The 21132-nt window shown below is 64.6% G+C and carries 33 protein-coding genes and 1 pseudogene; 1 reads left to right on the top strand and 33 read right to left on the bottom strand.

From position 1 onward, the window contains the following. The 29 genes and pseudogenes from ACFVTC_RS31475 to rpsJ form a co-directional block, all read right to left on the bottom strand. Positions 1 to 104, bottom strand: a pseudogene (locus tag ACFVTC_RS31475) (DNA-directed RNA polymerase subunit alpha); the annotation flags it as partial. A gap of 154 nt (positions 105 to 258) precedes the next feature. Then, positions 259 to 663 carry a 30S ribosomal protein S11 gene (rpsK, locus tag ACFVTC_RS31470; RefSeq protein WP_003956432.1) on the bottom strand — a complete coding sequence of 135 codons (405 nt, stop codon included), beginning with the start codon at positions 661 to 663 and terminating at the stop codon, positions 259 to 261. A gap of 64 nt (positions 664 to 727) precedes the next feature. Beyond that, complete coding sequence (rpsM, locus tag ACFVTC_RS31465; RefSeq protein WP_148010033.1) at positions 728 to 1108, bottom strand: 30S ribosomal protein S13; 381 nt, start codon at positions 1106 to 1108, stop codon at positions 728 to 730. A 210-nt stretch (positions 1109 to 1318) separates the two neighbouring features. Beyond that, positions 1319 to 1432, bottom strand: a complete 114-nt coding sequence (gene rpmJ / locus ACFVTC_RS31460; RefSeq protein WP_003974245.1) for a 50S ribosomal protein L36 — start codon at positions 1430 to 1432, stop codon at positions 1319 to 1321. A 70-nt stretch (positions 1433 to 1502) separates the two neighbouring features. Then, positions 1503 to 1724 (bottom strand): translation initiation factor IF-1, encoded by a 222-nt coding sequence (infA, locus tag ACFVTC_RS31455; protein WP_003948620.1) that lies wholly within the window; start codon positions 1722 to 1724, stop codon positions 1503 to 1505. A gap of 187 nt (positions 1725 to 1911) precedes the next feature. Then, positions 1912 to 2748 carry a type I methionyl aminopeptidase gene (map, locus tag ACFVTC_RS31450; RefSeq protein ID WP_390131845.1) on the bottom strand — a complete coding sequence of 279 codons (837 nt, stop codon included), beginning with the start codon at positions 2746 to 2748 and terminating at the stop codon, positions 1912 to 1914. Between the two features lie 114 nt (positions 2749 to 2862). Then, a complete protein-coding gene (locus ACFVTC_RS31445; protein WP_390131844.1) occupies positions 2863 to 3525 on the bottom strand; it encodes an adenylate kinase in 663 nt (220 codons plus the stop codon). Then, positions 3525 to 4841 (bottom strand): preprotein translocase subunit SecY, encoded by a 1317-nt coding sequence (gene secY / locus ACFVTC_RS31440; protein ID WP_390131843.1) that lies wholly within the window; start codon positions 4839 to 4841, stop codon positions 3525 to 3527. Before secY ends, ACFVTC_RS31445 begins: the two co-directional genes overlap by 1 nt. Positions 4842 to 5065: 224 nt before the next feature. Beyond that, a complete protein-coding gene (gene rplO / locus ACFVTC_RS31435) occupies positions 5066 to 5521 on the bottom strand; it encodes a 50S ribosomal protein L15 (RefSeq protein ID WP_007443991.1) in 456 nt (151 codons plus the stop codon). A gap of 2 nt (positions 5522 to 5523) precedes the next feature. Next, the gene (gene rpmD / locus ACFVTC_RS31430) at positions 5524 to 5706 is read right to left on the bottom strand and encodes a 50S ribosomal protein L30 (protein ID WP_060901490.1); all 183 of its coding nucleotides are present in this window, start codon (positions 5704 to 5706) and stop codon (positions 5524 to 5526) included. A 2-nt stretch (positions 5707 to 5708) separates the two neighbouring features. Then, the gene (gene rpsE / locus ACFVTC_RS31425) at positions 5709 to 6311 is read right to left on the bottom strand and encodes a 30S ribosomal protein S5 (RefSeq protein WP_055513610.1); all 603 of its coding nucleotides are present in this window, start codon (positions 6309 to 6311) and stop codon (positions 5709 to 5711) included. Positions 6312 to 6352: 41 nt separating this feature from the next. Next, positions 6353 to 6736 (bottom strand): 50S ribosomal protein L18, encoded by a 384-nt coding sequence (gene rplR / locus ACFVTC_RS31420; RefSeq protein WP_067367094.1) that lies wholly within the window; start codon positions 6734 to 6736, stop codon positions 6353 to 6355. Between the two features lie 3 nt (positions 6737 to 6739). Next, the gene (rplF, locus tag ACFVTC_RS31415; protein WP_390131842.1) at positions 6740 to 7279 is read right to left on the bottom strand and encodes a 50S ribosomal protein L6; all 540 of its coding nucleotides are present in this window, start codon (positions 7277 to 7279) and stop codon (positions 6740 to 6742) included. Between the two features lie 24 nt (positions 7280 to 7303). Next, positions 7304 to 7702 (bottom strand): 30S ribosomal protein S8, encoded by a 399-nt coding sequence (rpsH, locus tag ACFVTC_RS31410; protein ID WP_055614920.1) that lies wholly within the window; start codon positions 7700 to 7702, stop codon positions 7304 to 7306. Between the two features lie 210 nt (positions 7703 to 7912). Next, positions 7913 to 8098 (bottom strand): type Z 30S ribosomal protein S14, encoded by a 186-nt coding sequence (locus ACFVTC_RS31405; protein WP_003948630.1) that lies wholly within the window; start codon positions 8096 to 8098, stop codon positions 7913 to 7915. Positions 8099 to 8103: 5 nt separating this feature from the next. Then, positions 8104 to 8661: a 50S ribosomal protein L5 gene (gene rplE, locus ACFVTC_RS31400; protein ID WP_148010026.1), complete on the bottom strand. Its 558-nt coding sequence runs from the start codon at positions 8659 to 8661 to the stop codon at positions 8104 to 8106. Further along, positions 8661 to 8984, bottom strand: a complete 324-nt coding sequence (gene rplX / locus ACFVTC_RS31395) for a 50S ribosomal protein L24 (protein ID WP_168529657.1) — start codon at positions 8982 to 8984, stop codon at positions 8661 to 8663. Before rplX ends, rplE begins: the two co-directional genes overlap by 1 nt. A 2-nt stretch (positions 8985 to 8986) precedes the next feature. Continuing rightward, on the bottom strand, positions 8987 to 9355 hold the full coding sequence (rplN, locus tag ACFVTC_RS31390; RefSeq protein WP_003992364.1) for a 50S ribosomal protein L14: 369 nt from the start codon (positions 9353 to 9355) through the stop codon (positions 8987 to 8989). A 103-nt stretch (positions 9356 to 9458) separates the two neighbouring features. Continuing rightward, positions 9459 to 9743: a 30S ribosomal protein S17 gene (gene rpsQ / locus ACFVTC_RS31385; RefSeq protein ID WP_168529655.1), complete on the bottom strand. Its 285-nt coding sequence runs from the start codon at positions 9741 to 9743 to the stop codon at positions 9459 to 9461. Continuing rightward, positions 9743 to 9967 (bottom strand): 50S ribosomal protein L29, encoded by a 225-nt coding sequence (gene rpmC / locus ACFVTC_RS31380; protein WP_003998824.1) that lies wholly within the window; start codon positions 9965 to 9967, stop codon positions 9743 to 9745. The genes rpsQ and rpmC overlap by 1 nt, the downstream gene beginning before the upstream one ends. After that, positions 9967 to 10386 carry a 50S ribosomal protein L16 gene (gene rplP, locus ACFVTC_RS31375; protein WP_010986348.1) on the bottom strand — a complete coding sequence of 140 codons (420 nt, stop codon included), beginning with the start codon at positions 10384 to 10386 and terminating at the stop codon, positions 9967 to 9969. Before rplP ends, rpmC begins: the two co-directional genes overlap by 1 nt. Positions 10387 to 10391: 5 nt before the next feature. Beyond that, positions 10392 to 11240, bottom strand: coding sequence for a 30S ribosomal protein S3 (rpsC, locus tag ACFVTC_RS31370; RefSeq protein ID WP_168529653.1), 849 nt, complete (start codon positions 11238 to 11240; stop codon positions 10392 to 10394). Beyond that, complete coding sequence (gene rplV / locus ACFVTC_RS31365) at positions 11240 to 11587, bottom strand: 50S ribosomal protein L22 (protein ID WP_006604878.1); 348 nt, start codon at positions 11585 to 11587, stop codon at positions 11240 to 11242. The genes rpsC and rplV overlap by 1 nt, the downstream gene beginning before the upstream one ends. Before the next feature lie 41 nt (positions 11588 to 11628). Beyond that, positions 11629 to 11910 carry a 30S ribosomal protein S19 gene (gene rpsS, locus ACFVTC_RS31360; protein WP_168529651.1) on the bottom strand — a complete coding sequence of 94 codons (282 nt, stop codon included), beginning with the start codon at positions 11908 to 11910 and terminating at the stop codon, positions 11629 to 11631. Positions 11911 to 11922: 12 nt separating this feature from the next. Continuing rightward, positions 11923 to 12759: a 50S ribosomal protein L2 gene (gene rplB / locus ACFVTC_RS31355; RefSeq protein ID WP_081218889.1), complete on the bottom strand. Its 837-nt coding sequence runs from the start codon at positions 12757 to 12759 to the stop codon at positions 11923 to 11925. Between the two features lie 39 nt (positions 12760 to 12798). Then, positions 12799 to 13215 (bottom strand): 50S ribosomal protein L23, encoded by a 417-nt coding sequence (rplW, locus tag ACFVTC_RS31350; RefSeq protein ID WP_390131841.1) that lies wholly within the window; start codon positions 13213 to 13215, stop codon positions 12799 to 12801. After that, positions 13215 to 13871, bottom strand: coding sequence for a 50S ribosomal protein L4 (gene rplD, locus ACFVTC_RS31345; protein WP_019055515.1), 657 nt, complete (start codon positions 13869 to 13871; stop codon positions 13215 to 13217). The genes rplW and rplD overlap by 1 nt, the downstream gene beginning before the upstream one ends. Before the next feature lie 4 nt (positions 13872 to 13875). Further along, positions 13876 to 14520, bottom strand: a complete 645-nt coding sequence (gene rplC / locus ACFVTC_RS31340; protein ID WP_390131838.1) for a 50S ribosomal protein L3 — start codon at positions 14518 to 14520, stop codon at positions 13876 to 13878. 17 nt (positions 14521 to 14537) lie between these two features. Continuing rightward, complete coding sequence (gene rpsJ, locus ACFVTC_RS31335; RefSeq protein WP_003948644.1) at positions 14538 to 14846, bottom strand: 30S ribosomal protein S10; 309 nt, start codon at positions 14844 to 14846, stop codon at positions 14538 to 14540. A 692-nt stretch (positions 14847 to 15538) separates the two neighbouring features. On the opposite strand from rpsJ, the gene ACFVTC_RS31330 reads away from it, so the two are divergent. Beyond that, entirely contained in the window at positions 15539 to 16309 is a 771-nt protein-coding gene (locus ACFVTC_RS31330) for a phospholipase D-like domain-containing protein (RefSeq protein ID WP_390131836.1), read from the top strand. Positions 16310 to 16822: 513 nt separating this feature from the next. On the opposite strand, the gene ACFVTC_RS31325 is transcribed toward ACFVTC_RS31330, so the two are convergent. From ACFVTC_RS31325 to mycP, 4 genes are all read right to left on the bottom strand, one after another. Beyond that, positions 16823 to 17353 (bottom strand): hypothetical protein, encoded by a 531-nt coding sequence (locus ACFVTC_RS31325; protein WP_390131835.1) that lies wholly within the window; start codon positions 17351 to 17353, stop codon positions 16823 to 16825. Between the two features lie 72 nt (positions 17354 to 17425). Next, positions 17426 to 19231: an alpha/beta hydrolase gene (locus ACFVTC_RS31320; protein ID WP_390131834.1), complete on the bottom strand. Its 1806-nt coding sequence runs from the start codon at positions 19229 to 19231 to the stop codon at positions 17426 to 17428. Between the two features lie 9 nt (positions 19232 to 19240). Next, positions 19241 to 19684, bottom strand: a complete 444-nt coding sequence (locus ACFVTC_RS31315) for a hypothetical protein (RefSeq protein WP_390131833.1) — start codon at positions 19682 to 19684, stop codon at positions 19241 to 19243. Between the two features lie 173 nt (positions 19685 to 19857). Further along, entirely contained in the window at positions 19858 to 21111 is a 1254-nt protein-coding gene (gene mycP, locus ACFVTC_RS31310; RefSeq protein ID WP_390131832.1) for a type VII secretion-associated serine protease mycosin, read from the bottom strand. Positions 21112 to 21132 lie beyond the last annotated feature (21 nt).

Here is a 21132-nt window from a genome sequence, read left to right as displayed (position 1 = left end):
CCGAGGGTGTAACCGAAGCCCGGCTCCAGCGGCTCGATCACGAACCGGGAGCGGAATTCGTCGACGACCTCTTCGGTCAACGAGGGACGCTGAGCGATCAGCATGTGTGGATCAGATCCTTCTTTCGTGGACGCCCGCTATTTGACGCCCGACAAAACCGCACGTTTTCACCGTACGGGTACTGCAAGGGTACGGGCGGTACGGCCCTTTTACGGAGCCGTACCGCCCGGAAACCTCAAACCGACAAGCGGCCGTGCGTCAGACGCGGCGGCGCTTGGGCGGACGGCAACCGTTGTGCGGGGTCGGCGTCACGTCCTGGATGGAGCCGACCTCGAGACCGGTCGCCTGCAGCGAACGGATCGCCGTCTCACGACCCGAGCCCGGACCCTTGACGAAGACGTCGACCTTGCGCATGCCGTGCTCCTGCGCACGGCGGGCGGCCGACTCGGCGGCCATCTGCGCGGCGAAGGGGGTGGACTTGCGCGAGCCCTTGAAGCCGACGTGGCCGGCGGAGGCCCAGGAGATCACGTTGCCCGAGGGGTCCGTGATCGAGACGATCGTGTTGTTGAACGTGCTCTTGATGTGAGCGTGCCCGTGAGCGACGTTCTTCTTTTCCTTGCGGCGCACCTTCTTGGCAGCGCCCTGACGACCCTTGGGGGGCATCTATTACTCCTACGGGAGGTGGTCGGTCCTACAGCGAAGACCGCTGATAAGCGTCCGCTGAGGACTACTTCTTGCCCGGCTTCTTCTTACCGGCGATGGCGCGACGCGGGCCCTTGCGGGTACGAGCGTTCGTGCTGGTGCGCTGACCGTGGACGGGCAGGCCACGACGGTGGCGCAGACCCTGGTAGCAGCCGATCTCGACCTTGCGGCGGATGTCGGCCTGAATCTCGCGACGGAGGTCACCCTCGGTCTTCAGGTTGGCGTCCACGTACTCGCGGATCTTGACCAGCTCCTCCTCGGAGAGGTCACGAACGCGCGTGTTCGGGTTCACGCCGGTCTCGGCCAGCGTCTGCTGGGAAAGGGTCCGGCCGATGCCGAACACGTAGGTCAGGGCGACCTCCACACGCTTTTCACGCGGGATGTCAACACCGGAAACGCGTGCCATTCAATGGCTCCAGTTGTCGTTCGGAGGTCTTCCGCAGAACCGGATCCCGCCCGCCGTCCTCTTCTGTGCTGAAGATTCGGTACGAACCGGGTCCCCGGCCTCCGACCGGGGGTGTCAGGCCTGATCGGAATCAGCCCTGGATTCTGCGTATGAACATGTACTGCTTGCGTCGCGCGAAGTATCTGCGGGTGCAGAAGGTGCGGTCGTGCGTCAGCCCTGGCGCTGCTTGTGGCGCGGGTTGTCGCAGATGACCATGACCCGACCGTGACGGCGGATCACCCTGCACTTGTCGCAGATCTTCTTGACGCTCGGCTTGACCTTCATTAGGTGAGGTTCTCCGGGTCAGTGCCACCACCCGCGCCCCGGAACCGGGAACACGGAGTAAAGGCAAGATCTACTTGTACCGGTAGACGATCCGGCCACGCGTCAGGTCGTACGGAGACAGCTCCACCACGACCCGGTCGTCAGGGAGGATGCGGATGTAGTGCATGCGCATCTTGCCGCTGATGTGTGCCAGAACCTGGTGGCCGTTCTGGAGCTCAACCTTGAACATGGCGTTCGGAAGAGACTCGACGACAGTGCCCTCGATCTCGATGGCACCTTGCTTCTTGGCCACGCTTCGCCCTTCGAATCGACTACCTTGATCGACTACGTACGAGCGCATGCAGGCATGCGGGTGCACGAGAGCCGACGAGTCAGTCTACGTCAGGGCACTCGGAAAGACGAATCGAGGAAGAATGCCCCATCCGGGAGATCCTTAACCTGGTCCCCCCGGTGATTGAGCGCGAGCCGGCCGGGGCCGGCTACGCCAGCGGGTCAGGCGCCGCCGTCACGCCGTACTCCGCCAGCTTCGCCCTGCCGCAGTCCGGAGCCGTCAGGACCAGCGGGCCCTCCTCCGTGACCGCCACCGAGTGCTCCCAGTGCGAGGACCACGTACCGTCCGTCGTGATGACGGTCCAGTCGTCCTCCAGCACCTCGGTCTTCGGCGTACCCAGGGACACCATCGGCTCCACGGCCAGACAGAGACCGGGGACGAGCTTCGGGCCCTTGCCGCGCCGGCGCTCCACGTAGTTCAGCAGGTGCGGGTCCATGTGCATCTCGGTACCGATGCCGTGGCCGCCGTAGTCCTCGATGATCCCGTACCGGCCGCCGCCCGGCTTCGGCTGGCGGCGGATGTACGTCTCGATCGCGCGGGAGACGTCGACGAGCCGGTTCCCCGGCTTCATCGCCGCGATACCCGCCCACATCGACTCCTCGGTCACCCGGGAGAGCTCTACCAGCTCAGGAGCGTGGCCGGAGCCCACGAACGCCGTGAACGCCGCGTCCCCGTGCCAGCCGTCCACGATCGCGCCCGCGTCGATGGAGATGATGTCGCCGTCCTTCAGGACGGTCTTGTCGTCCGGGATGCCATGCACGACGACCTCGTTGGCCGAGGTGCAGATGGTCGCGGGGAAGCCCCCGTATCCAAGGAAGTTCGACTTCGCGCCGTGTTCCGCGAGTACCTTGCGCGCCACCTCGTCGAGGTCCCGCGTCGTCGCACCCGGCACCGCCGCCTCGTGCGTGGCCGCGTGCACGGCGGCTACGACCAGCCCCGCCTCACGCATCTTGGCGATCTGCTCGGGGGTCTTGATCTGCACCATGGCGGCCCGCGCTCTCCGTCTTCTCCGTCAACCGACTGCGTACACGAACGACTACCTGTACAACACTACGGCCGCGACGCCCCGGAGGGCACCGCGGCCGAAGCAGCGTGACGACTACTTGTCGTCGGCCTTGCTCTTGAGCGCCTCCATGGCGCGCGCCGTGACTTCTTCCACCTTGCCGAGCGCCGAGATCGTGACGACCAGGCCCTGGGCCTTGTAGTAGTCGATGATCGGCTCGGTCTGCGTGTGGTAGACCTCCAGCCGCGTGCGGACGGTCTCCTCGGAGTCGTCGTCGCGCTGGTACAGCTCGCCGCCGCAGTTGTCGCAGACACCGTCCTGCTGCGGCTTCTTGTACTCCACGTGGAAGACGTGGCTCGAGTCCTTGCGGCAGATACGGCGGCCGGCGATGCGCTTGACCACCTCGTCCTCGGGGACCTCCAGGTCCAGCACCGCGTCCAGCTTCATGCTCTCGGCCTTCAGCATCTCGTCGAGCGCCTCGGCCTGCGAGACGTTACGAGGGAAGCCGTCCAGCAGAAAGCCCTTCGCGGCGTCGGGCTGCTCCATGCGGTCCTTGGCCATCCCGATGGTGACCTCGTCCGGTACCAGGTTGCCGGCGTCCATGTACGCCTTCGCCTGCTTACCGAGCTCCGTGCCCTGGCTGATGTTGGCACGGAAGAGGTCGCCCGTGGAGATGTGCGGAATCCCCAGGTTCTTGGCAAGGAACGCGGCCTGCGTTCCCTTCCCGGCACCGGGCGGCCCGACGAGGACGATTCGCATCAGCGGAGGAACCCTTCGTAATTGCGCTGCTGAAGCTGGCTCTCGATCTGCTTCACCGTCTCGAGGCCCACACCCACGATGATCAGGATGCTGGTACCACCGAACGGGAAGTTCTGGCTTGCCCCGAAGCCAACCAACGCCATCGTCGGTACGAGAGCGATCAGACCCAGATACAGCGACCCCGGCCAGGTGATCCGGTTGAGTACGTAACTCAGGTACTCAGCGGTCGGCCGGCCAGCCCGGATGCCCGGGATGAAGCCACCATACTTCTTCATGTTGTCGGCTACTTCCTCGGGGTTGAAGGAGATCGCCACGTAGAAGAACGCGAAGAAAACGATCAGGAGGAAGTACATGGTGATGTAAATCGGGTGGTCGCCCTTGGTCAGGTTCTGCGTGATCCAGGTCTTCCAACCGGAGTTGCCCTTGGAGAACTGGGCGACCAACGCCGGGATGTAGAGGAGCGACGACGCGAAGATGACGGGGATCACACCCGCCTGATTGACCTTCAGCGGGATGTACGTGGACGTACCCCCGTAGGACCGGCGGCCGATCATGCGCTTCGCGTACTGGACGGGAATGCGCCGCTGGGCCTGCTCGACGAAGACCACCAGGCCGACCATGACCAGGCCGACGAGGATGACCGTGCCGAACTCGATCCAGCCTCCGGCCAGCGTGCCCTGGGTCTTGATGGCCCACAGCGCGGTCGGGAAGCTCGCGGCGATCGAGATGAACATCAGGATCGACATGCCGTTGCCGATGCCGCGGTCGGTGATGAGCTCGCCCAGCCACATGACCACGCAAGTACCGGCGGTCATGGTGACGACCATGACGACGGTCTGGAAGATCGACTGGTCCGGCACGATCTGGTTGGCCACCTGGCAGCCGCTGAACAGGGCGCCGCTGCGCGCGGTCGCGACCAGACCGGTGCCCTGGAGGATGGCGAGAGCCACCGTCAGATACCGGGTGTACTGCGTGATCTTCGCGGTACCGCTCGAGCCCTCCTTCTTCAGGGCTTCGAGGCGCGGGATCACCACCGTCAGCAGCTGCAGGATGATGCTCGCCGTGATGTACGGCATGATGCCGAGCGCGAAGATCGTGATCTGCAGCAGCGCGCCACCACTGAACAGGTTGACCAGACCGAACAGCCCCTGGTTGCCCTTCGAGGCCGCGTCGATACAGGTCTGGACGTTCTTGTAGTCGACGCCCGGGATCGGAATGTGCGTACCGATCCGGTAGACCACGATGATGGCGAGAGTGAAGAGCAGCTTCTTGCGCAGGTCGGGCGTCCTGAACGCCCGGGCGAACGCGGTGAGCACGGTGCCTCCTGCGACCCCCGCGCAACTGCGTCAAGGGTGATGGTCTTGAGGTTCGACGAATAGGTATCGGTCAACTGCCGCCCAGCGGGACGCCGGACGAAAGTCGGCAGTGCAGGCCACCTTACCGGCGACACCGCCCCCCTTGGAACGACCAACCGGGGATGCCCCATTTGTTGGGGCATCCCCGGTCGGGATCGCTCAAGTCATCGAGGCGCCTGAAGTGATCAGACGAGCTCGGTGACGGTACCGCCGGCGGCGGTGATCTTCTCCTTGGCGGAGCCGGAGACGGCGTCGACCGTCACCTGCAGCGCCACGGAGACCTCGCCCTGGCCGAGGACCTTGACAAGGCTGTTCTTGCGAACGGCACCCTTGGCGACGAGACCCTCGACGGTGACCTCGCCACCCTCCGGGTACAGCGCCGCCAGCTTGTCGAGGTTCACGACCTGGAACTCGGTCTTGAACGGGTTCTTGAAGCCCTTCAGCTTCGGGAGGCGCATGTGGAGGGGCATCTGCCCGCCCTCGAAGCGCTCCGGAACCTGGTAACGGGCCTTCGTGCCCTTGGTACCACGACCGGCCGTCTTACCCTTCGACGCCTCACCACGACCCACACGGGTCTTGGCGGTCTTGGCGCCCGGGGCGGGACGGAGGTTGTGGATCTTGAGCGGGTTGTTCTCCGCCATGATCAGTCGACCTCCTCAACCGTCACGAGGTGGCGGACGGTGTGCACCATTCCGCGGAACTCGGGGCGGTCCTCCTTGACGACCACGTCGTTCAGGCGCTTGAGCCCGAGCGAACGCAGCGTGTCGCGGTGGTTCTGCTTGCTGCCGATGTACGACTTCGTCTGCGTGATCCTGAGCTGAGCCATGATTACGCACCCGCTCCCGCACGCGCACGCAGCAGAGCCGCGGGGGCGACGTCCTCGAGGGGCAGACCACGGCGAGCCGCGATCTCCTCGGGACGCTGCAGGCCCTTGAGGGCCGCCACGGTCGCGTGCACGATGTTGATCGCGTTGGACGAGCCGAGCGACTTCGACAGGATGTCGTGAACGCCGGCGCACTCGAGCACAGCACGCACCGGGCCACCGGCGATGACGCCGGTACCGGGGGAAGCAGGCTTGAGCAGGACGACGCCCGCGGCCTTCTCGCCCGTGATCGGGTGCGGGATGGTGCCCTGGATACGGGGGACCTTGAAGAAGTGCTTCTTGGCCTCTTCAACACCCTTGGCGATCGCGGCCGGCACCTCCTTGGCCTTGCCGTAACCGACACCGACGGTGCCGTCACCATCGCCCACCACGACCAGCGCGGTGAAGCTGAAGCGACGACCACCCTTCACGACCTTGGCGACGCGGTTGATCGCGACGACGCGCTCAACGTACGCGGTCTTCTCGGCAGCAGCGCCGCCGTCACGGCCCTTCCGGTCCCGCCGCTCGCCGCCACCGGCACCGCTTCCGCGGCGCTGGGGTCCAGCCATTGGAATTACCTCTCTCTGTTTCCGCTAGCTACGGAACCGACTCAGAACTTGAGTCCGGCTTCGCGGGCGGCGTCCGCCAGAGCGGCAATGCGCCCGGCGTACTGGTTACCACCACGGTCGAATACGACAGCCTCGACACCGGCGGCCTTGGCGCGCTCGGCGACCAGGGCGCCGACCGACTTGGCCTGCGCGGACTTGTCGCCCTCGCCACCACGGACCGTGGTGTCCAGGGTCGACGCCGACGCGAGGGTGTGACCCTTAACGTCGTCGATGACCTGGGCCACGATGTGGCGGTTGGAGCGCGTCACGACCAGGCGAGGACGTTCAGCCGTACCCGAGATGTGCTTACGGATCCGGATGTGACGACGCTTGATGGCAGCACGCTTGTAAGCGTCGCCCTTAGCAATCTTGACACCGTATGCCATGGCTTACTTACCCGCCTTTCCGACCTTGCGCCGGACGACTTCGCCCTCGTACTTGACGCCCTTGGCCTTGTACGGGTCGGGCTTGCGCAGCTTGCGGATGTTGGCCGCAACCTCACCGACCTTCTGCTTGTCGATTCCCTCGACCGAGAAGTGCGTCGGGTTCTCGACCTTGAACGAGATGCCCTCGGGCGCCTCGACCGTGATCGAGTGGCTGTAGCCGAGCGAGAACTCCAGGTCGGAGCCCTTCGCCAGGACGCGGTAACCGACACCGCTGATTTCGAGCTTCTTCACGTAACCCGTGGTCACGCCGGTGATCATGTTCGCCACCAGCGTGCGGGACAGGCCGTGCAGGGCCTTGTTCTGACGCTCATCGTTCGGGCGGGTGACGTTCAGAACGCCGTCCTCACCCTTGACGATCTCGATCGGCGCGACGACGGTGTGGGAGAGGGTGCCCTTGGGGCCCTTCACCTGGACCGTACGGCCATCGATGGTGACGTCCACGCCGGCGGGAACCGTGATGGGGAGCTTGCCAATACGCGACATAGCTGTTTCCTCCGTTCCCTTCCGCTACCAGACGTAGGCGAGGACTTCTCCGCCTACGCCCTTCTTGCCGGCCTGCTTGTCGGTGAGGAGACCGTGCGACGTGGAGATGATCGCCACGCCGAGGCCACCGAGCACCTTGGGCAGGGAGGTGGACTTCGCGTACACACGCAGACCCGGCTTCGAAATCCGCTTGATGCCCGCGATGGAGCGCTCACGGTTCGGGCCGAACTTCAGCTCGAGGACGAGCTTCTTGCCGACTTCGGCGTCCTCGACCTTCCAGCCGGTGATGAAGCCCTCCTGCTGGAGGATCTCCGCGATGTGCGACTTGATCTTGCTGTGCGGCATCGCGACATCGTCGTGGTACGCCGAGTTCGCGTTACGCAGACGGGTCAGCATGTCTGCGATCGGATCAGTCATGGTCATGAATTGGCCTTCGGCCTCTCTCGCCGGGGTTTCCTGTATGCGCCATCCCTCTCCCCACTCAGTGGCGGGACGGGTGCGGTGCGGGGACCTACGGCGTAGTAAGTCGTACGGGCGTCAGGCGCCCAACCCTCCTAGCCTAAGCCATGGAGGGATGGGCACCCGACAACACCCTTTACTTACCGAGAGCCTCTGGTATCCCGAAGTACGGGACTACCAGGAGCTCTTGGTCACGCCCGGCAGCTCGCCACGGTGAGCCATCTCACGAAGGCAGACGCGGCACAGGCCGAACTTGCGGTACACGGAGTGCGGACGACCGCAGCGCTGGCAGCGCGTGTAGCCACGCACACCGAACTTGGGCTTACGAGCAGCCTTGGCAATCAGAGCCTTCTTCGCCATCTCGCTTACGCCTCCTTGAAGGGGAAGCCGAGGTGACGGAGAAGGGCACGGCCCTCAGCGTCGTTGGTCGCCGTGGTCACCACGGTGATGTCCATACCCCGGACGCGGTCGATCTTGTCCTGGTCGATCTCGTGGAACATGACCTGCTCCGTGAGACCGAAGGTGTAGTTGCCACGGCCGTCGAACTGCTTGGGGGACAGACCGCGGAAGTCGCGGATGCGCGGCAGCGCGAGCGACAGGGTGCGGTCCAGGAACTCCCACATGCGGTCGCCACGGAGCGTGACGTGGGCACCGATCGGCTGACCCTCACGCAGCTTGAACTGCGCGATGGACTTGCGGGCCTTGGTGATGGCCGGCTTCTGACCGGTGATCGTGGTCAGGTCACGGACGGCACCGTCCATGAGCTTCGAGTCACGGGCGGCGTCGCCGACACCCATGTTGACCACGATCTTGACGAGGCCCGGCGTCTGCATGACGTTCTCGTAGGAGAACTCTTCCTGCAGCTTCGCCGCGATCTCCTCGCGGTACTTCGTCTTGAGACGCGGAGTCGTGGTGGTAGCCATCAGATGTCCTCACCCGTCCGCTTGGCAACGCGGATCTTGTTGCCCTCGTCGTCGAAGCGGTAACCGACACGCGTGACGACCTTGTTGCCGTCCTTCTCCACGACGAGCTGAACGTTGCTCACGTGGATCGGGGCCTCGGTCGTCACGATGCCGCCGGCCTGCGAACCGCTGGCGGTCGGGCCGGCCTTGGTGTGCTTCTTGACCCGGTTGACACCCTCGACCAGGACGCGCTCGTCGCGCGGGTAAGAGGCAATGACCTTGCCCTGCTTGCCCTTGTCCTTGCCGGTGATGACCTGAACCGTGTCACCCTTCTTGATCTTCATGCTTACAGCACCTCCGGCGCGAGCGAGATGATCTTCATGAACTTCTTCTCGCGCAGCTCACGGCCGACAGGGCCGAAGATACGGGTGCCGCGAGGGTCGCCGTCGTTCTTCAGAATGACGGCGGCGTTCTCGTCGAAGCGGATGTACGAGCCGTCCGGACGGCGGCGCTCCTTGACGGTGCGAACGATGACGGCCTTGATGACGTCACCCTTCTTCACGTTGCCACCGGGGATCGCGTCCTTGACGGTGGCGACGATGACGTCACCGATGCCCGCGTAGCGGCGACCGGAGCCACCGAGCACACGGATGCAAAGGATTTCCTTCGCACCAGTGTTGTCGGCGACACGCAGTCGCGACTCCTGCTGGATCACGTCTATCTCCTGATTTGTCTGCCGGTTCCCGGGGCGGGGCCGACCTTACGGCGGCCCCGCCCCGAGCCTGGCGGAACGAACCTGAGGGAAACCCCTCAGGTAATTACTTGGCCTTCTCGAGGATCTCGACGATGCGCCAGCGCTTCGTCGAGGACAGCGGACGCGTCTCCATGAGGAGGACGCGGTCGCCGACACCCGCGGCGTTCTGCTCGTCGTGGGCCTTCAGCTTGCTCGTACGGCGGATGACCTTGCCGTACAGGGCGTGCTTGACGCGGTCCTCGACGGCGACGACGACGGTCTTGTCCATCTTGTCGCTGACGACGAGACCCTCACGGGTCTTGCGGAATCCGCGCGCCTCAGTCGTTTCAGTCACGTTGCTCTCGCTCATCAGGCGCTCTCCACCGTTTCGATGCCCAGCTCGCGCTCACGCATCAGGGTGTAGATCCGCGCGATGTCCTTGCGGACGGCCTTGAGCCGACCGTGGTTCTCGAGCTGACCGGTCGCCGCCTGGAAGCGGAGGTTGAACAGCTCTTCCTTGGCTTCGCGAAGCTTCGCGAGAAGCTCCTCGTCACCCAGTTCGCGCAGCTCGGACGCCTTGGTACCGGCCGACATCACGCTTCACCTGCCTCGCGCTTGACGATCCGGCACTTCATCGGCAGCTTGTGGGCTGCGCGAGTGAGGGCCTCACGGGCGATCTTCTCGTTGGGGTAGGACAGTTCGAACATGACCCGGCCCGGGTGCACGTTCGCGATCCACCACTCGGGCGAACCCTTACCGGAACCCATGCGGGTCTCGGCAGGCTTCTTCGTGAGCGGGCGGTCCGGGTAGATGTTGATCCAGACCTTGCCGCCACGCTTGATGTGGCGGGTCATCGCGATACGGGCGGCCTCGATCTGGCGGTTCGTCACGTACGCCGGCGTGAGGGCCTGAATGCCGTACTCGCCGAACGAAACCTGCGTACCGCCCTTGGCCTGACCACGGCGCTTGGGGTGGTGCTGCTTGCGGTGCTTGACCCTACGGGGGATCAGCATGTCGGTCAGGCCTCCGTTCCGGTGCTCTCAGCCGGAGCGGCAGCCGCCGGAGCCTCGGCCTTGGGGGCCTCGGCAGCGGGCGCGGACTGCTGCTGCGGCTTGCGGCCGCGGCCGCCACGCTCGCCACCACGGCCACCGCCGCGGGCAGGACGGTCGCCGCCCGCACCGCCACCACGGGCCGGGCGGTTACCCGCACGGGCCGCGGCGTTCTCGGCGCGGACCTCGGCGATGTTCTTGACGTCGCCCTTGTAGATCCAGACCTTCACACCGATACGGCCGAAGGTCGTCTTGGCCTCGAAGAAGCCGTAGTCGACGTTCGCACGGAGCGTGTGCAGGGGCACACGGCCCTCGCGGTAGAACTCCGAGCGGGACATCTCGGCGCCGCCGAGACGGCCACCGCACTGGATCTTGATGCCCTTGGCGCCGGCCTTCATCGTGCCCTGCATGCTCTTACGCATGGCGCGACGGAAGGAGACGCGGGAGGACAGCTGCTCGGCAACGGCCTGAGCGACCAGCTGAGCGTCCGTCTCGGGGTTCTTGACCTCGAGGATGTTCAGCTGGACCTGCTTGCCCGTGAGCTTCTCGAGGTCACCGCGGATGCGGTCGGCCTCGGCGCCACGGCGGCCGATGACGATGCCGGGACGCGCGGTGTGGATGTCCACCCGCACGCGGTCACGGGTGCGCTCGATCTCAACCTTCGAGATACCGGCGCGCTCCATGCCGGACGACATCATCCGACGGATGGCGACGTCTTCCTTGACGTAGTCCTTGTACAGCTTGTCGGCGTACCAGCGGGACTTGAAGTCCGTGGTGATGCCGAGCCGGAACCCATGCGGGTTAACCTTCTGGCCCATTACCGGGTTCCTTCCTTGCTGCTGACGACCACGGTGATGTGGCTGGTCCGCTTGCGGATCCGGTAGGCGCGGCCCTGGGCACGCGGACGGAACCGCTTCAGGGTCGGACCCTCGTCGACGTACGCCTCGGAGATGACAAGGCTGCCGGCGTCGGTGTGGTCGTAGTTGTGTGCGGCGTTGGCAATGGCGCTGTCAAGCACCTTGCCGACCGGCACGCTCGCGGCCTGCGGGGCGAAACGCAGGACCGCCTGAGCCTCCGTGGCATCCATGCCACGGATAAGGTCCACCACGCGGCGGGCCTTCATGGGCGTAACGCGGATGTACCGCGCCTGGGCCCTGGCTTCCATGGTTGTCCTTCCAGTGTCTGTCATGGTCATTCCACCCCGCGTTAGCGGCGCTTCGACTTCCGGTCGTCCTTGACGTGACCCCGGAAGGTGCGCGTCGGCGAGAACTCGCCGAGCTTGTGGCCGACCATCGACTCGGTGACAAACACCGGGATGTGGATCTTGCCGTTGTGCACCGCGATCGTGTGACCGAGCATGGCCGGGATGATCATCGAGCGACGGGACCAGGTCTTGATGACGTTCTTGGTACCGGCTTCGTTCTGTACGTCCACCTTCTTGATCAGGTGGTCGTCGACGAAGGGCCCCTTCTTGAGACTGCGCGGCATCTAAACCCGCTCCTAGCGCTTCTTGTTCGTCTTGCGGCGGCGGACGATGTACTTGTTCGAAGCCTTCTTCGGCGAACGAGTACGACCCTCCTTCTGACCCCACGGGGAGACCGGGTGGCGACCACCGGAGGTCTTGCCCTCACCACCACCGTGCGGGTGGTCAACCGGGTTCATCGCCACACCGCGGACGGACGGGCGAACGCCCAGCCAGCGCTTACGGCCGGCCTTACCCCAGTTGATGTTGCTCTGCTCGGCGTTGCCGACCTCGCCGACCGTGGCGCGGCAGCGCTGGTCGACCAGGCGGATCTCGCCGGAAGGCATACGAAGGTGGGCCATCGTGCCCTCCTTCGCGAGCAGCTGCACCGAGGCACCGGCGGAGCGGGCGAACTTGGCGCCGCCACCGGGACGGATCTCGATCGCGTGGATCGTGGTACCGACCGGGATGTTGCGGAGCGCCAGGTTGTTGCCCGGCTTGATGTCGGCCCCGGGACCGTTCTCGACGCGGTCACCCTGCGACAGGTTGCGGGGGGCGAGGATGTAGCGCTTCTCGCCGTCCGCGTAGTGCAGCAGCGCGATGCGCGCGGTGCGGTTGGGGTCGTACTCGATGTGCGCGACCTTCGCCGGCACGCCGTCCTTGTCGTGACGACGGAAGTCGATCACTCGGTAGGCGCGCTTGTGTCCGCCACCCTGGTGGCGAACGGTCACACGACCGGCGTTGTTACGGCCGCCCTTGCTGTGCAGCGGGCGGACCAGCGACTTCTCCGGCGTGGACCGCGTGACCTCGACGAAGTCGGCGACGCTGGAGCCACGACGGCCCGGCGTAGTCGGCTTGTACTTGCGGATTCCCATTTCTCAGTCCTCGTCCGATATTCGGACCAGGGCGCTCCGTTAGGAGGCCTGGCCGAAGATGTCGATACGGTCGCCCTCAGCGAGGGTCACGATGGCGCGCTTGGTGTCAGCACGCTTACCGAAACCGCTCTTGGTCCGCTTGCGCTTACCCTGACGGTTGATCGTGTTGACGCCAGTGACCTTGACCGAGAAGACCGCCTGGACGGCCTGCTTGATCTGGGTCTTGTTGGCGCCCGGCGCGACGACGAAGGTGTACTTGCCCTCGTCGAGCAGCGCGTAGCTCTTCTCGGAGACGACCGGCTTGAGCAGGACGTCACGGTGGTCCGTGAAGCTCTTGCTCGTCGGCGTCTCTACGGTGTTCTTGCCCTCGGCCTCGTGGCGCTTCGCCTTGGCGACGCGCGCGACCTTCTTGGCCTTGGCGGCCTTCGAGGCAATGCTCGGGTGACGCGTAGCCATCAGGCTTCGCTCCCTTCGGTGTCAGCGGCCTGGGGGCCAGACACGAAGGACTCGAAAGCGGCCTGGGTGAAGACCACGTCGTCCGAGACGAGAACGTCGTACGTGTTCAGCTGGCCCGGCTCCAGGATGTGGACCTGGGGCAGGTTGCGCGCGGAAAGCAGCGCGGCCTCGTCGGAGCGCTCGATGACCAGGAGCACGTTCTTGCGCTCGCTGACCTTGCCGAGGAAGCTCTTCGCGGCCTTGGTGGAGGGGGTCTCGCCCTCGATCACGCCGGTGATGACGTGGATGCGAGCGTTGCGGGCCCGGTCGGTGAGGGCGTGGCGCAGGGCCGCGGCCTTCATCTTCTTCGGGGTCCGCTGCGAGTAGTCACGCGGGGTGGGGCCGTGAACGACGCCACCGCCGGCGAACTGCGGCGCACGGGTCGAGCCCTGACGGGCGCGGCCGGTGCCCTTCTGGCGGTAAGGCTTCTTACCACCACCGCGGACCTCGCCACGACGCTTGACCTTGTGCGTGCCCTGACGGGCGGCGGCCAGCTGCGCGACGACGACCTGGTGAAGCAGCGGGATGCTGATCTTCTCTACATCGAAGATCTCGGCCGGGAGCTCAACGGTCCCGGCGGTGTCGCCGGAGGGCGACTGAATGTCAATGGTGCTCATGTCCTCAGGCCCCCTTGGCCGCGGTACGGACCAGGACGAGGCCGCCGTTCGGACCAGGGATCGCTCCCTTGATGAGGAGCAGGCCCTTCTCCGCGTCAACGGCGTGAACGGTCAGGTTCTGGGTGGTGACCCGCTCGTTGCCCATGCGGCCCGCCATGCGGACGCCCTTGAACACACGGCCCGGGGTGGCACAGCCACCGATGGAGCCGGGAGAGCGGTGCTTGCGCTGGACACCGTGTCCGGCGCCGAGGCCCTTGAAGTTGTGACGCTTCATGACACCGGCGAAGCCCTTGCCCTTGCTCTTGCCGGTCACGTCCACCTTGATGCCGGCCTCGAACACCTCAGCGGTGATCTCCTGGCCGAGGGTGTACTCGCTGGCGTCAGCGGTACGGATCTCGACGAGGTGGCGGCGGGGAGTGACGTCGGCCTTGGCGAAGTGACCCTTGAGGGGCTTGTTCACCTTGCGCGGGTCGATCTCGCCGAAGGCGATCTGGACCGACTCGTAGCCGTCGGAGTCATTCGTACGGACCTGGGTCACGACGTTCGGGCCGGCCTTGACGACGGTGACGGGAACAACACGGTTGTTCTCGTCCCACACCTGCGTCATGCCGAGCTTCTCGCCCAGGATGCCCTTGATCTGCTTACCCATTCTCAGATCACCGGCCCTTAGAGCTTGATCTCGATGTCGACACCGGCCGGGAGGTCGAGTCGCATCAGAGAGTCAACGGTCTTGGGCGTGGGGTCGAGGATGTCGATCAGGCGCTTGTGCGTGCGCATCTCGAAGTGCTCGCGCGAGTCCTTGTACTTGTGCGGCGACTTGATGACGCAGTACACGTTCTTCTCAGTGGGCAGCGGCACCGGGCCCGCGACCGACGCACCAGTGCGCGTCACCGTCTCGACGATCTTCTTCGCCGAGGAATCGATGACCTCGTGGTCGTAGGCCTTGAGCCGGATGCGGATCTTCTGTCCCGCCATGGCTACTCAGTAGTCCTTTGTCTCGTGAAACGCTCCGGAACCCGGGGGTTCGCGTTCCTTGTCTCCGACCCACGCGGTCGGGTGTGTCGCGCTCCTGCCGCACAGATATCCGCAAAGGATTTCCCTGCTCAGGGACGCGGCCCAGCCCAAAAGACAACCGCGGGACCGGGGGCTGAACACCCACCGGGCGCCTGGTCTGCACCCCGCTGACACTTCCCGGAAGATTCCCGTACGTCCGCCCCAGCGCTGCCTTACGACAGATGGGGCGACGAGTACTGTGGGACTCGCTTCCGGTCCCCCCGGCGGGAGGCGCGCAGCATCGGCACTCGACCGAGCAACCCCGCTAGTCTGCCATACGGGGCGGGGGGCTGGCCAATCGAGCCGAGGATCGTACCCCTTGGGTGACGTGGGTCAAACCCTGGGTGCGCGGTCGCGCCCGCGGCCTTCTCCGCTCGGGGCATATAGGCCCGACCCGGGTCCCGCCGCGCTTTTCAAGCTCTTGAGGAAGCCAGGCTGTGCAGCTCCGACCCGATGTGCGCGGAGCATGATCCGCGGGTCCAATCTCGGCTGCACGGGGCAGCGTGCCATGCCTGTCTGTTCGCAGCGGAGACCTCCTGTGAACGGGGCAACCACTACCTGGACCGGGCCCTTCTGGTGGAGACACTGGCAGACGACAAGTGCGCGTTCAGGCCATGACTGGGCCGGCGAAGGAAGAGCGCATCGTGGTCGACCACGACAGCCATCCGCCCACCGCGACAGGCAAAGGGAGGTGCTCCTCTGTCTCCGCCGCTCGAACTGGCAACTGTCCTGGTCTCCCACGCCTCCTGGCGACCCTGTACGACCGACTCCCTGAAGACAGGCTTGCTGCGTGGGAGAACGTCTTGCAGCAAGTGACCGGCCCCGACGACCCTTTCCTTGGTCGCTTCATAACCGCCCAGTCGGCCGTAGGCCTAGCTGACCAGCTCAGGGCCATCGTTGCTGCCCGGCGCACTGAAGCCCCTGCACTGGCTGGCACCGGCGTGGCTCTCACTCTCGCGACTCTCCGCGCAGCGCCGCACCCCCGACCCGCGCAGCCGGTGTCCGGTCCTCTGAGCGCCGCGGTACCTGCCAGGTTGACCAGTGGGGTTGTACAGGGGGTCATTCGCTCGGCGGACACGTCTCTCTTGATCGCCAGCTTCGCCGCCCACGGCGCAGGGGATGTCGTGGCGGAGATAGCCGAGGCAGCCAAGCGAGGAGTGCAGGTGGACCTCCTGCTGGAGGAATCCACACAGGCGTCAGCGGCCTTCACAGCACTGCCACCCGGCGTGTCCGTCTGGCACCGCGTGGCGTCCGCTGGCGTTCTGCACGCCAAGTTGATCGCCGCCGACCGGCACACCGCTTTACTGAGCAGCGCCAACCTTACCGACCGAGCGTTGACCAACAACGTTGACCAACAACATAGAACTCGGGGTAGTACTGCGTGACCCCGTGATTGTCGGACCACTGGTCGACCATCTTCAATGGCTCATCGCACCTGAGAACGGCGTCATGCACCGCGCCTGGACCTCGTCGCGAGATCCCGGTTGAAGACCGAAGCGAATCGACGCAGAGGTCGTACTACCTGGCCACAGGCGGGCCGGCCCTGCCGACTCTGGGTGGGCAGTCAAACATCGCGTGACACAGTCCGCTCGGCTCAGGACCAGCTGGGCGTGCGCGAGCTCCCTAGAAGCAGAAGCCGATTGGACATTAGGGCGAGGGATTGCTTCGCCATAGTAATTATGTCCGCTGACCGGGCCTTTCTGTTCCTGGGCCACTGAGGTCCAGATCGAGCCTAGGGTGCAGCACTACCCCCTCAGGCCAGCAATCCCGTTGCCATTCGCCGGGCAGCGAGGCTTCCCGCGGTTGACTCACGATGCACCCATCATGTTGCGCCGGAAGCCATCGCAACCATAGTCGGCATCCGTGACGACAGTCCGGCCGCCTACTGTCGGCGGTTTTCAGAAGCGTTCTACTTTTCCGCCGTCCGGGACCTTGTAGCAACCGGAAACTACGGTCAAGCTCAGCTTCGGTGGATCATTTTTCGACATTTGAACAATACTGACGCCAGCCTTCTTCTCGTTGTTGTCAGCAGTAAGGTTGATGTTCTTGTTCTTACTGGTATCGGGTCCGTATTCTACAATTTTCCACCCATGCTTCGGCAGTTCCACCTTGAGCTGCTTCATCGCCACATCGAGATCACCAGCCGATGCGGGATAAAAGCTCCACGGGTGAAAGATCCGGAAGTACGTCTTCGCATCCTTTCCAGGGCAGTCCATGACCCCTGGACGACTGTCCGATGCTTTTCCTTTGACACCGATCAGGTCATAGATGCCGCTGGACAGTTTCTCCATCACGTCGGAGGCGTCACTCGAAGTGCTTGTGCCGGCGGATGGGATTTCGTCCGATTTTTTATCAGTCATGCCACATCCGGTAATGGTCGCGAGGGCAAAGGGTACAACGAGTACACATAGACTCGGTCTGGTCTTCACGTCAGGGAACCTTAGTCTTCAGGCTGGGTTGATGGCTGATCATCTCGGCACCCCTTTCGGGCAAAAGTGTTGCTATTTCACATGAGCCCAGGGATCGGGCGGTGGCTTCAGCGCCACCGAGTCACCCTTGCCGACCACGACCAAGGCCTGATTCCTCAGACTTTGGGAGTGCTCATCCCAGTAGCCGCTGTGCCCATCGGTGTCCGTGGTCATCTGTTTGGCACCGAATTCATGGTCGCTGGGGATAATGAACCCGTCGCCACCATGGCCCCAGCGGCCGAGATCCGGAACCGGGTCTCCGTCCGCCTCCTCGTTCCATACATGCCCCTTTGGAACATCCATTTCATCGGCACCAGACACTCTCACGCCGGGACTTCCCGCAAAGACAACCTCATCGGCGTTGAGATGCCCAGTCTGAGCAGCAGCACCGACCAAGGTCGTCCCGTATGAGTGGCCGATCACAGTACGGCGCGGTTCCGAATCGCTAGAATGTGACGTTTCAAGCCCATCCATGAAATGGTTGAGTGACGGCGCACCATCGTACGCATAGTGCGAAAACGGCGCGTCTTTCACGACACTGTCAGGTGCGTCGTAACCGAGCCAGGTGATCGTGGAAACTGACTTCCCATCGGCCTCATCATTGGCTGCATGCCAGACGTTTACCATTCGGTTGATGTTCCCATCGATGTTCCCCAGCTCAGAAGTCGTGCCAGGAACATAGACCGCCTGGTAGTCCGCGGTGTCAGGATTCCCGTTGGCGACGATTGCGCGACCGTCCCCTTCGGTACTGAATCCGAGCAGATACGCCTCGGGCAGTCCATTTTTCCCGGTCGCATCAAATCGGCCCTGAATCGCAGTCATACCATCGAGAGACTTGTGAGCGTTTTTTCTGTCCTCTTCCCAGTCCTTCCACTCTTGGGTTTCCACATTGACACCCTTCATCACGGCGCCGGTATAAGGGTCAATGAAGGTCTGGAATCTCTTGGGCTCCGGGTGTTCCTTGAGCCAGGCGTCGTAATTACCCTGCGCAACGCCATGGGCCTCGGCGAGCACCATCCGGTTGGCCTCGTCCCGAACGGTGGCAGGAAGTCCCTCGAGCGCGCCCACGGCATCGGGATGCATGGAGACCCAGGCGGCCTGCTCCTCCGCGCTGAGTCCCTTCCACCACGCCGCGTTGTCCTTCGGGCTGCCGTTCGTGGGTGGTTGCGGCAGCGAGTCGAGATACTTCTTGCCCGCCTCGCTCACACCCTTCGTGTCCGAGGAGGCGTCGGCCCAATCCTTGTCCGAGACGGTCAGATCGTCGTCCGCCTTCAGCGCCCGCAGCTTCGGCGCCCACTTCTCGTCGGCCTCCGTCGCCTCCTTGAGCGCAGCGGCGATCTGGCTCGCATAGTCCTGCGCGAGGCGGTGGTTGGGGTTGGGGTCGAAGTTGGCCGACTGGCGGCCCACCGCGGAGGCCGTGGCATCCGTCAGGCCGCTTACGGTGCCACCCTCGGGGACCTTGCCGTCCGCGCTCTTCTCCCCGCTCGGCGGATAGGTGATCGAGCCGTCGGTGTTCACGGTGAGCTTCGCCGCCTGCGCGCCTTCGAGCGCCGCGTCGAGCTTGCTCCTGGCCGCTCCCACCTCGTACGAGAAGGCTTCGAGAGCTGCGCTGACGAGACCGCATTCGACCTGGACGTAATGGAAGTTCTTGCCCAGTTCTGTTAGCTGATTGATCGCCGCAGTCGCTGCCTCGCCTTTCAGGGAGTTCCTCATGGCCACGACGATCTGGTTGTCCAGACGGTCCTTGGCCGCACTCGCCATGTCTGAGGTACTGCGGTATCCGTCAGCCGCTTCCGAGAACTCGGTCGGCTTGAGGGCCTTGAGCGTTGCGAGGTCCATAACGTCTCGCTACCGCCCCTTGTCCTGTCCACCGACACTCTGCGTGTCCATGTACGCAACCTTCAGGTTGCCGATCTCAGCCTCGATCGCTTCGTCGGTCTTCAGCTGGTCGTTGCCCGCCTTCTCCAGCAGACCCGAGAGCTTCCCGCAACGCCCGCTCACGCTCTTCACGTAGTGCTCCCACGAATCGTGGACGTCCCTCTGCGCGCCTACGGTCAGACAGCCGGCATCGTCGCCGAGGCCCTTCTGGCCGTCCGTCAACTTCCCGAGCGCCTTGCTGATGTCCTCACGGAGCGAACCAACGTCCCGGCCGGCCTTGGACCAGGTCGGCTTGTTCGAAACCAGCGTGCCGGTGTCACCACCCGGGTCAGGTGGCACGTGGTTGAGCTGCATCCGGGCGGCGTGCCGCTCTGCCGCCTCGGTTTTGAGTTGCTCCCACTCCTCCCACGGCATGCGTGGTTCCTCCCCGTGATTCGTCGTGCACCAAGAAGGTGCTGCGAGCGTGCGATAGCAACAGTTCTGTGATCGAGAAGTACCGTAGCGTCATTTGGTCGGCCCCCTCATCCGTGCCGATGACCATGCCGACTGAGTACCTGTACTCATCCATGCCTGGATTAGCCCTCGTCCTAGTCCCTGTGTGCCGGTTGGCCGTCGATCCTCACAGCGGGACGCCGGCGCACGCCTGCCACGACTGCAATCGCACCGCCGAGCAGCACGACGGCAGTTATGCCCAGTGCGGTCCAGAGAACGCTGCCACCGCTGCCCTTGGAGGAGGCCCCGGTAGCGGAGTTGTCGTCCCTTGCCGCAGCGCTTGTTCCCCTGGATGCGGAGGTACTCGCGGACGAGGAAGCCGGGGTCTCCGTTGCGAAGTCCGGAAGCGGGTATTTGTCGGCGGAGCCAGGATTCCCGGGGTTCTGCAAAGCGATGCGAGGACGGACGATGCCGTAACCGATGGAGTCGTTGCGCTTCGAGCCGTCCGTGGGGCCGCCGGCGGTGTCGAGCATGACGCGCAGGACCTGGTTGTTGGTCCAGGTCGGGTGCTTGGACCAGATCAGGGCGGCGCTGGCTGAGGCCAGGGCGGTGGCGTCGCTGGTGCCGTGGGAGCGGCACAGGCCGATGCCGTTGGGGCATGTGTGGTAGATCTCCTCGCCAGGAGCGGCCATCTCCACCTGGGGACCGTATTGAGATTCGCTGGTCCTCTTGAGATTGCGGCCGACGGCGCCCACGGCCACCACTCCGGGCGTGGCTGCTGGGTACGCCGCCGACGAGTCGCCGTCGTTCCCGGTGCCTGCGAAGATCAACGACCCTCTGCCTAGCGCGTACGTCACAGCGGCAGTCAGCTGCTTCGATCCCTTGAGACCACCCATCGAAATGTTGATCACCTGTGCGCCGGAATCGGCCGCGTAGCGAATCCCCCGGCTCAGAGCCCCGACGAATTCATCGTTGTGTCGAGGTGCGTCCATTCCCAGATCGGGCATGCGGACGGGAAGGATCTTCGCGCCCGGTGCGAGGCCGAAGGTGCCATGGCCTCCGTCCGCCCTGCCAGTGCCTGCGATCACCAAGGCCATGCTGGTTCCGTGGCCGTCGTAGTCCGTGTTTTCGTCACCGGTCGAGCGTGACGCCTCGTCCTTGCCGGGAAGTACTCGTCCCTCCAAGTCGGCCAAGTCGGCCTTGACTCCCGTATCGATGACGGCCACGGTCACGCCTCTACCGGTGCTGGTCTGCCACATCTCTTCGGCCTTCATGGCCGTGAGGTGCCATTCCCGCTGTCGGACGGACTCCGCGTGCGCGGGCGCAGCCGCGGTGCCGACCAGCATCAGGACCAAAGCTCCGGAGACAGCACTTCCCTGACGGACTTTCCTCATTGTGCTGGCAGGCATCGGCTTCCTTTTGGTCTCTCT

Source organism: Streptomyces sp. NPDC057950 (assembly GCF_042887295.1).
GTDB lineage: Bacteria > Actinomycetota > Actinomycetes > Streptomycetales > Streptomycetaceae > Streptomyces > Streptomyces kaempferi.
Note: the sequence above shows the minus strand (reverse complement) of the source record. Positions and strands in the feature narration are given on the sequence as shown.

What these genes read in the sequence shown, in the direction of transcription:
- rplX (WP_168529657.1), bottom strand. Translation starts at nt 8,984, where the DNA reads ATGAAGATCAAGAAGGGTGACACGGTTCAGGTCATCACCGGCAAGGAC.
- rpsH (WP_055614920.1), bottom strand. Translation starts at nt 7,702, where the DNA reads ATGACCATGACTGATCCGATCGCAGACATGCTGACCCGTCTGCGTAAC.
- map (WP_390131845.1), bottom strand. Translation starts at nt 2,748, where the DNA reads ATGGTGCAGATCAAGACCCCCGAGCAGATCGCCAAGATGCGTGAGGCG.
- ACFVTC_RS31405 (WP_003948630.1), bottom strand. Translation starts at nt 8,098, where the DNA reads ATGGCGAAGAAGGCTCTGATTGCCAAGGCTGCTCGTAAGCCCAAGTTC.
- rplB (WP_081218889.1), bottom strand. Translation starts at nt 12,759, where the DNA reads ATGGGAATCCGCAAGTACAAGCCGACTACGCCGGGCCGTCGTGGCTCC.
- rpsK (WP_003956432.1), bottom strand. Translation starts at nt 663, where the DNA reads ATGCCCCCCAAGGGTCGTCAGGGCGCTGCCAAGAAGGTGCGCCGCAAG.
- rplV (WP_006604878.1), bottom strand. Translation starts at nt 11,587, where the DNA reads ATGGAAGCCAGGGCCCAGGCGCGGTACATCCGCGTTACGCCCATGAAG.
- rplP (WP_010986348.1), bottom strand. Translation starts at nt 10,386, where the DNA reads ATGCTGATCCCCCGTAGGGTCAAGCACCGCAAGCAGCACCACCCCAAG.
- rplE (WP_148010026.1), bottom strand. Translation starts at nt 8,661, where the DNA reads ATGGCTACCACCACGACTCCGCGTCTCAAGACGAAGTACCGCGAGGAG.
- rplC (WP_390131838.1), bottom strand. Translation starts at nt 14,520, where the DNA reads ATGGGTAAGCAGATCAAGGGCATCCTGGGCGAGAAGCTCGGCATGACG.
- rpmD (WP_060901490.1), bottom strand. Translation starts at nt 5,706, where the DNA reads ATGGCTCAGCTCAGGATCACGCAGACGAAGTCGTACATCGGCAGCAAG.
- rpsJ (WP_003948644.1), bottom strand. Translation starts at nt 14,846, where the DNA reads ATGGCGGGACAGAAGATCCGCATCCGGCTCAAGGCCTACGACCACGAG.
- rplR (WP_067367094.1), bottom strand. Translation starts at nt 6,736, where the DNA reads ATGGCATACGGTGTCAAGATTGCTAAGGGCGACGCTTACAAGCGTGCT.
- rpsC (WP_168529653.1), bottom strand. Translation starts at nt 11,240, where the DNA reads ATGGGCCAGAAGGTTAACCCGCATGGGTTCCGGCTCGGCATCACCACG.
- ACFVTC_RS31320 (WP_390131834.1), bottom strand. Translation starts at nt 19,231, where the DNA reads ATGGACCTCGCAACGCTCAAGGCCCTCAAGCCGACCGAGTTCTCGGAA.
- rpsS (WP_168529651.1), bottom strand. Translation starts at nt 11,910, where the DNA reads ATGCCGCGCAGTCTCAAGAAGGGGCCCTTCGTCGACGACCACCTGATC.
- mycP (WP_390131832.1), bottom strand. Translation starts at nt 21,111, where the DNA reads ATGCCTGCCAGCACAATGAGGAAAGTCCGTCAGGGAAGTGCTGTCTCC.
- rplF (WP_390131842.1), bottom strand. Translation starts at nt 7,279, where the DNA reads ATGTCGCGTATTGGCAAGCTCCCCATCACGGTTCCCGCCGGCGTGGAC.
- rpsQ (WP_168529655.1), bottom strand. Translation starts at nt 9,743, where the DNA reads ATGAGCGAGAGCAACGTGACTGAAACGACTGAGGCGCGCGGATTCCGC.
- ACFVTC_RS31315 (WP_390131833.1), bottom strand. Translation starts at nt 19,684, where the DNA reads ATGCCGTGGGAGGAGTGGGAGCAACTCAAAACCGAGGCGGCAGAGCGG.
- rplD (WP_019055515.1), bottom strand. Translation starts at nt 13,871, where the DNA reads ATGAGCACCATTGACATTCAGTCGCCCTCCGGCGACACCGCCGGGACC.
- rpsM (WP_148010033.1), bottom strand. Translation starts at nt 1,108, where the DNA reads ATGGCACGCGTTTCCGGTGTTGACATCCCGCGTGAAAAGCGTGTGGAG.
- rpmJ (WP_003974245.1), bottom strand. Translation starts at nt 1,432, where the DNA reads ATGAAGGTCAAGCCGAGCGTCAAGAAGATCTGCGACAAGTGCAGGGTG.
- rplO (WP_007443991.1), bottom strand. Translation starts at nt 5,521, where the DNA reads ATGGCGGAGAACAACCCGCTCAAGATCCACAACCTCCGTCCCGCCCCG.
- rpmC (WP_003998824.1), bottom strand. Translation starts at nt 9,967, where the DNA reads ATGTCGGCCGGTACCAAGGCGTCCGAGCTGCGCGAACTGGGTGACGAG.
- rpsE (WP_055513610.1), bottom strand. Translation starts at nt 6,311, where the DNA reads ATGGCTGGACCCCAGCGCCGCGGAAGCGGTGCCGGTGGCGGCGAGCGG.
- rplW (WP_390131841.1), bottom strand. Translation starts at nt 13,215, where the DNA reads ATGGCTACGCGTCACCCGAGCATTGCCTCGAAGGCCGCCAAGGCCAAG.
- ACFVTC_RS31330 (WP_390131836.1), top strand. Translation starts at nt 15,539, where the DNA reads ATGACTGGGCCGGCGAAGGAAGAGCGCATCGTGGTCGACCACGACAGC.
- ACFVTC_RS31445 (WP_390131844.1), bottom strand. Translation starts at nt 3,525, where the DNA reads ATGCGAATCGTCCTCGTCGGGCCGCCCGGTGCCGGGAAGGGAACGCAG.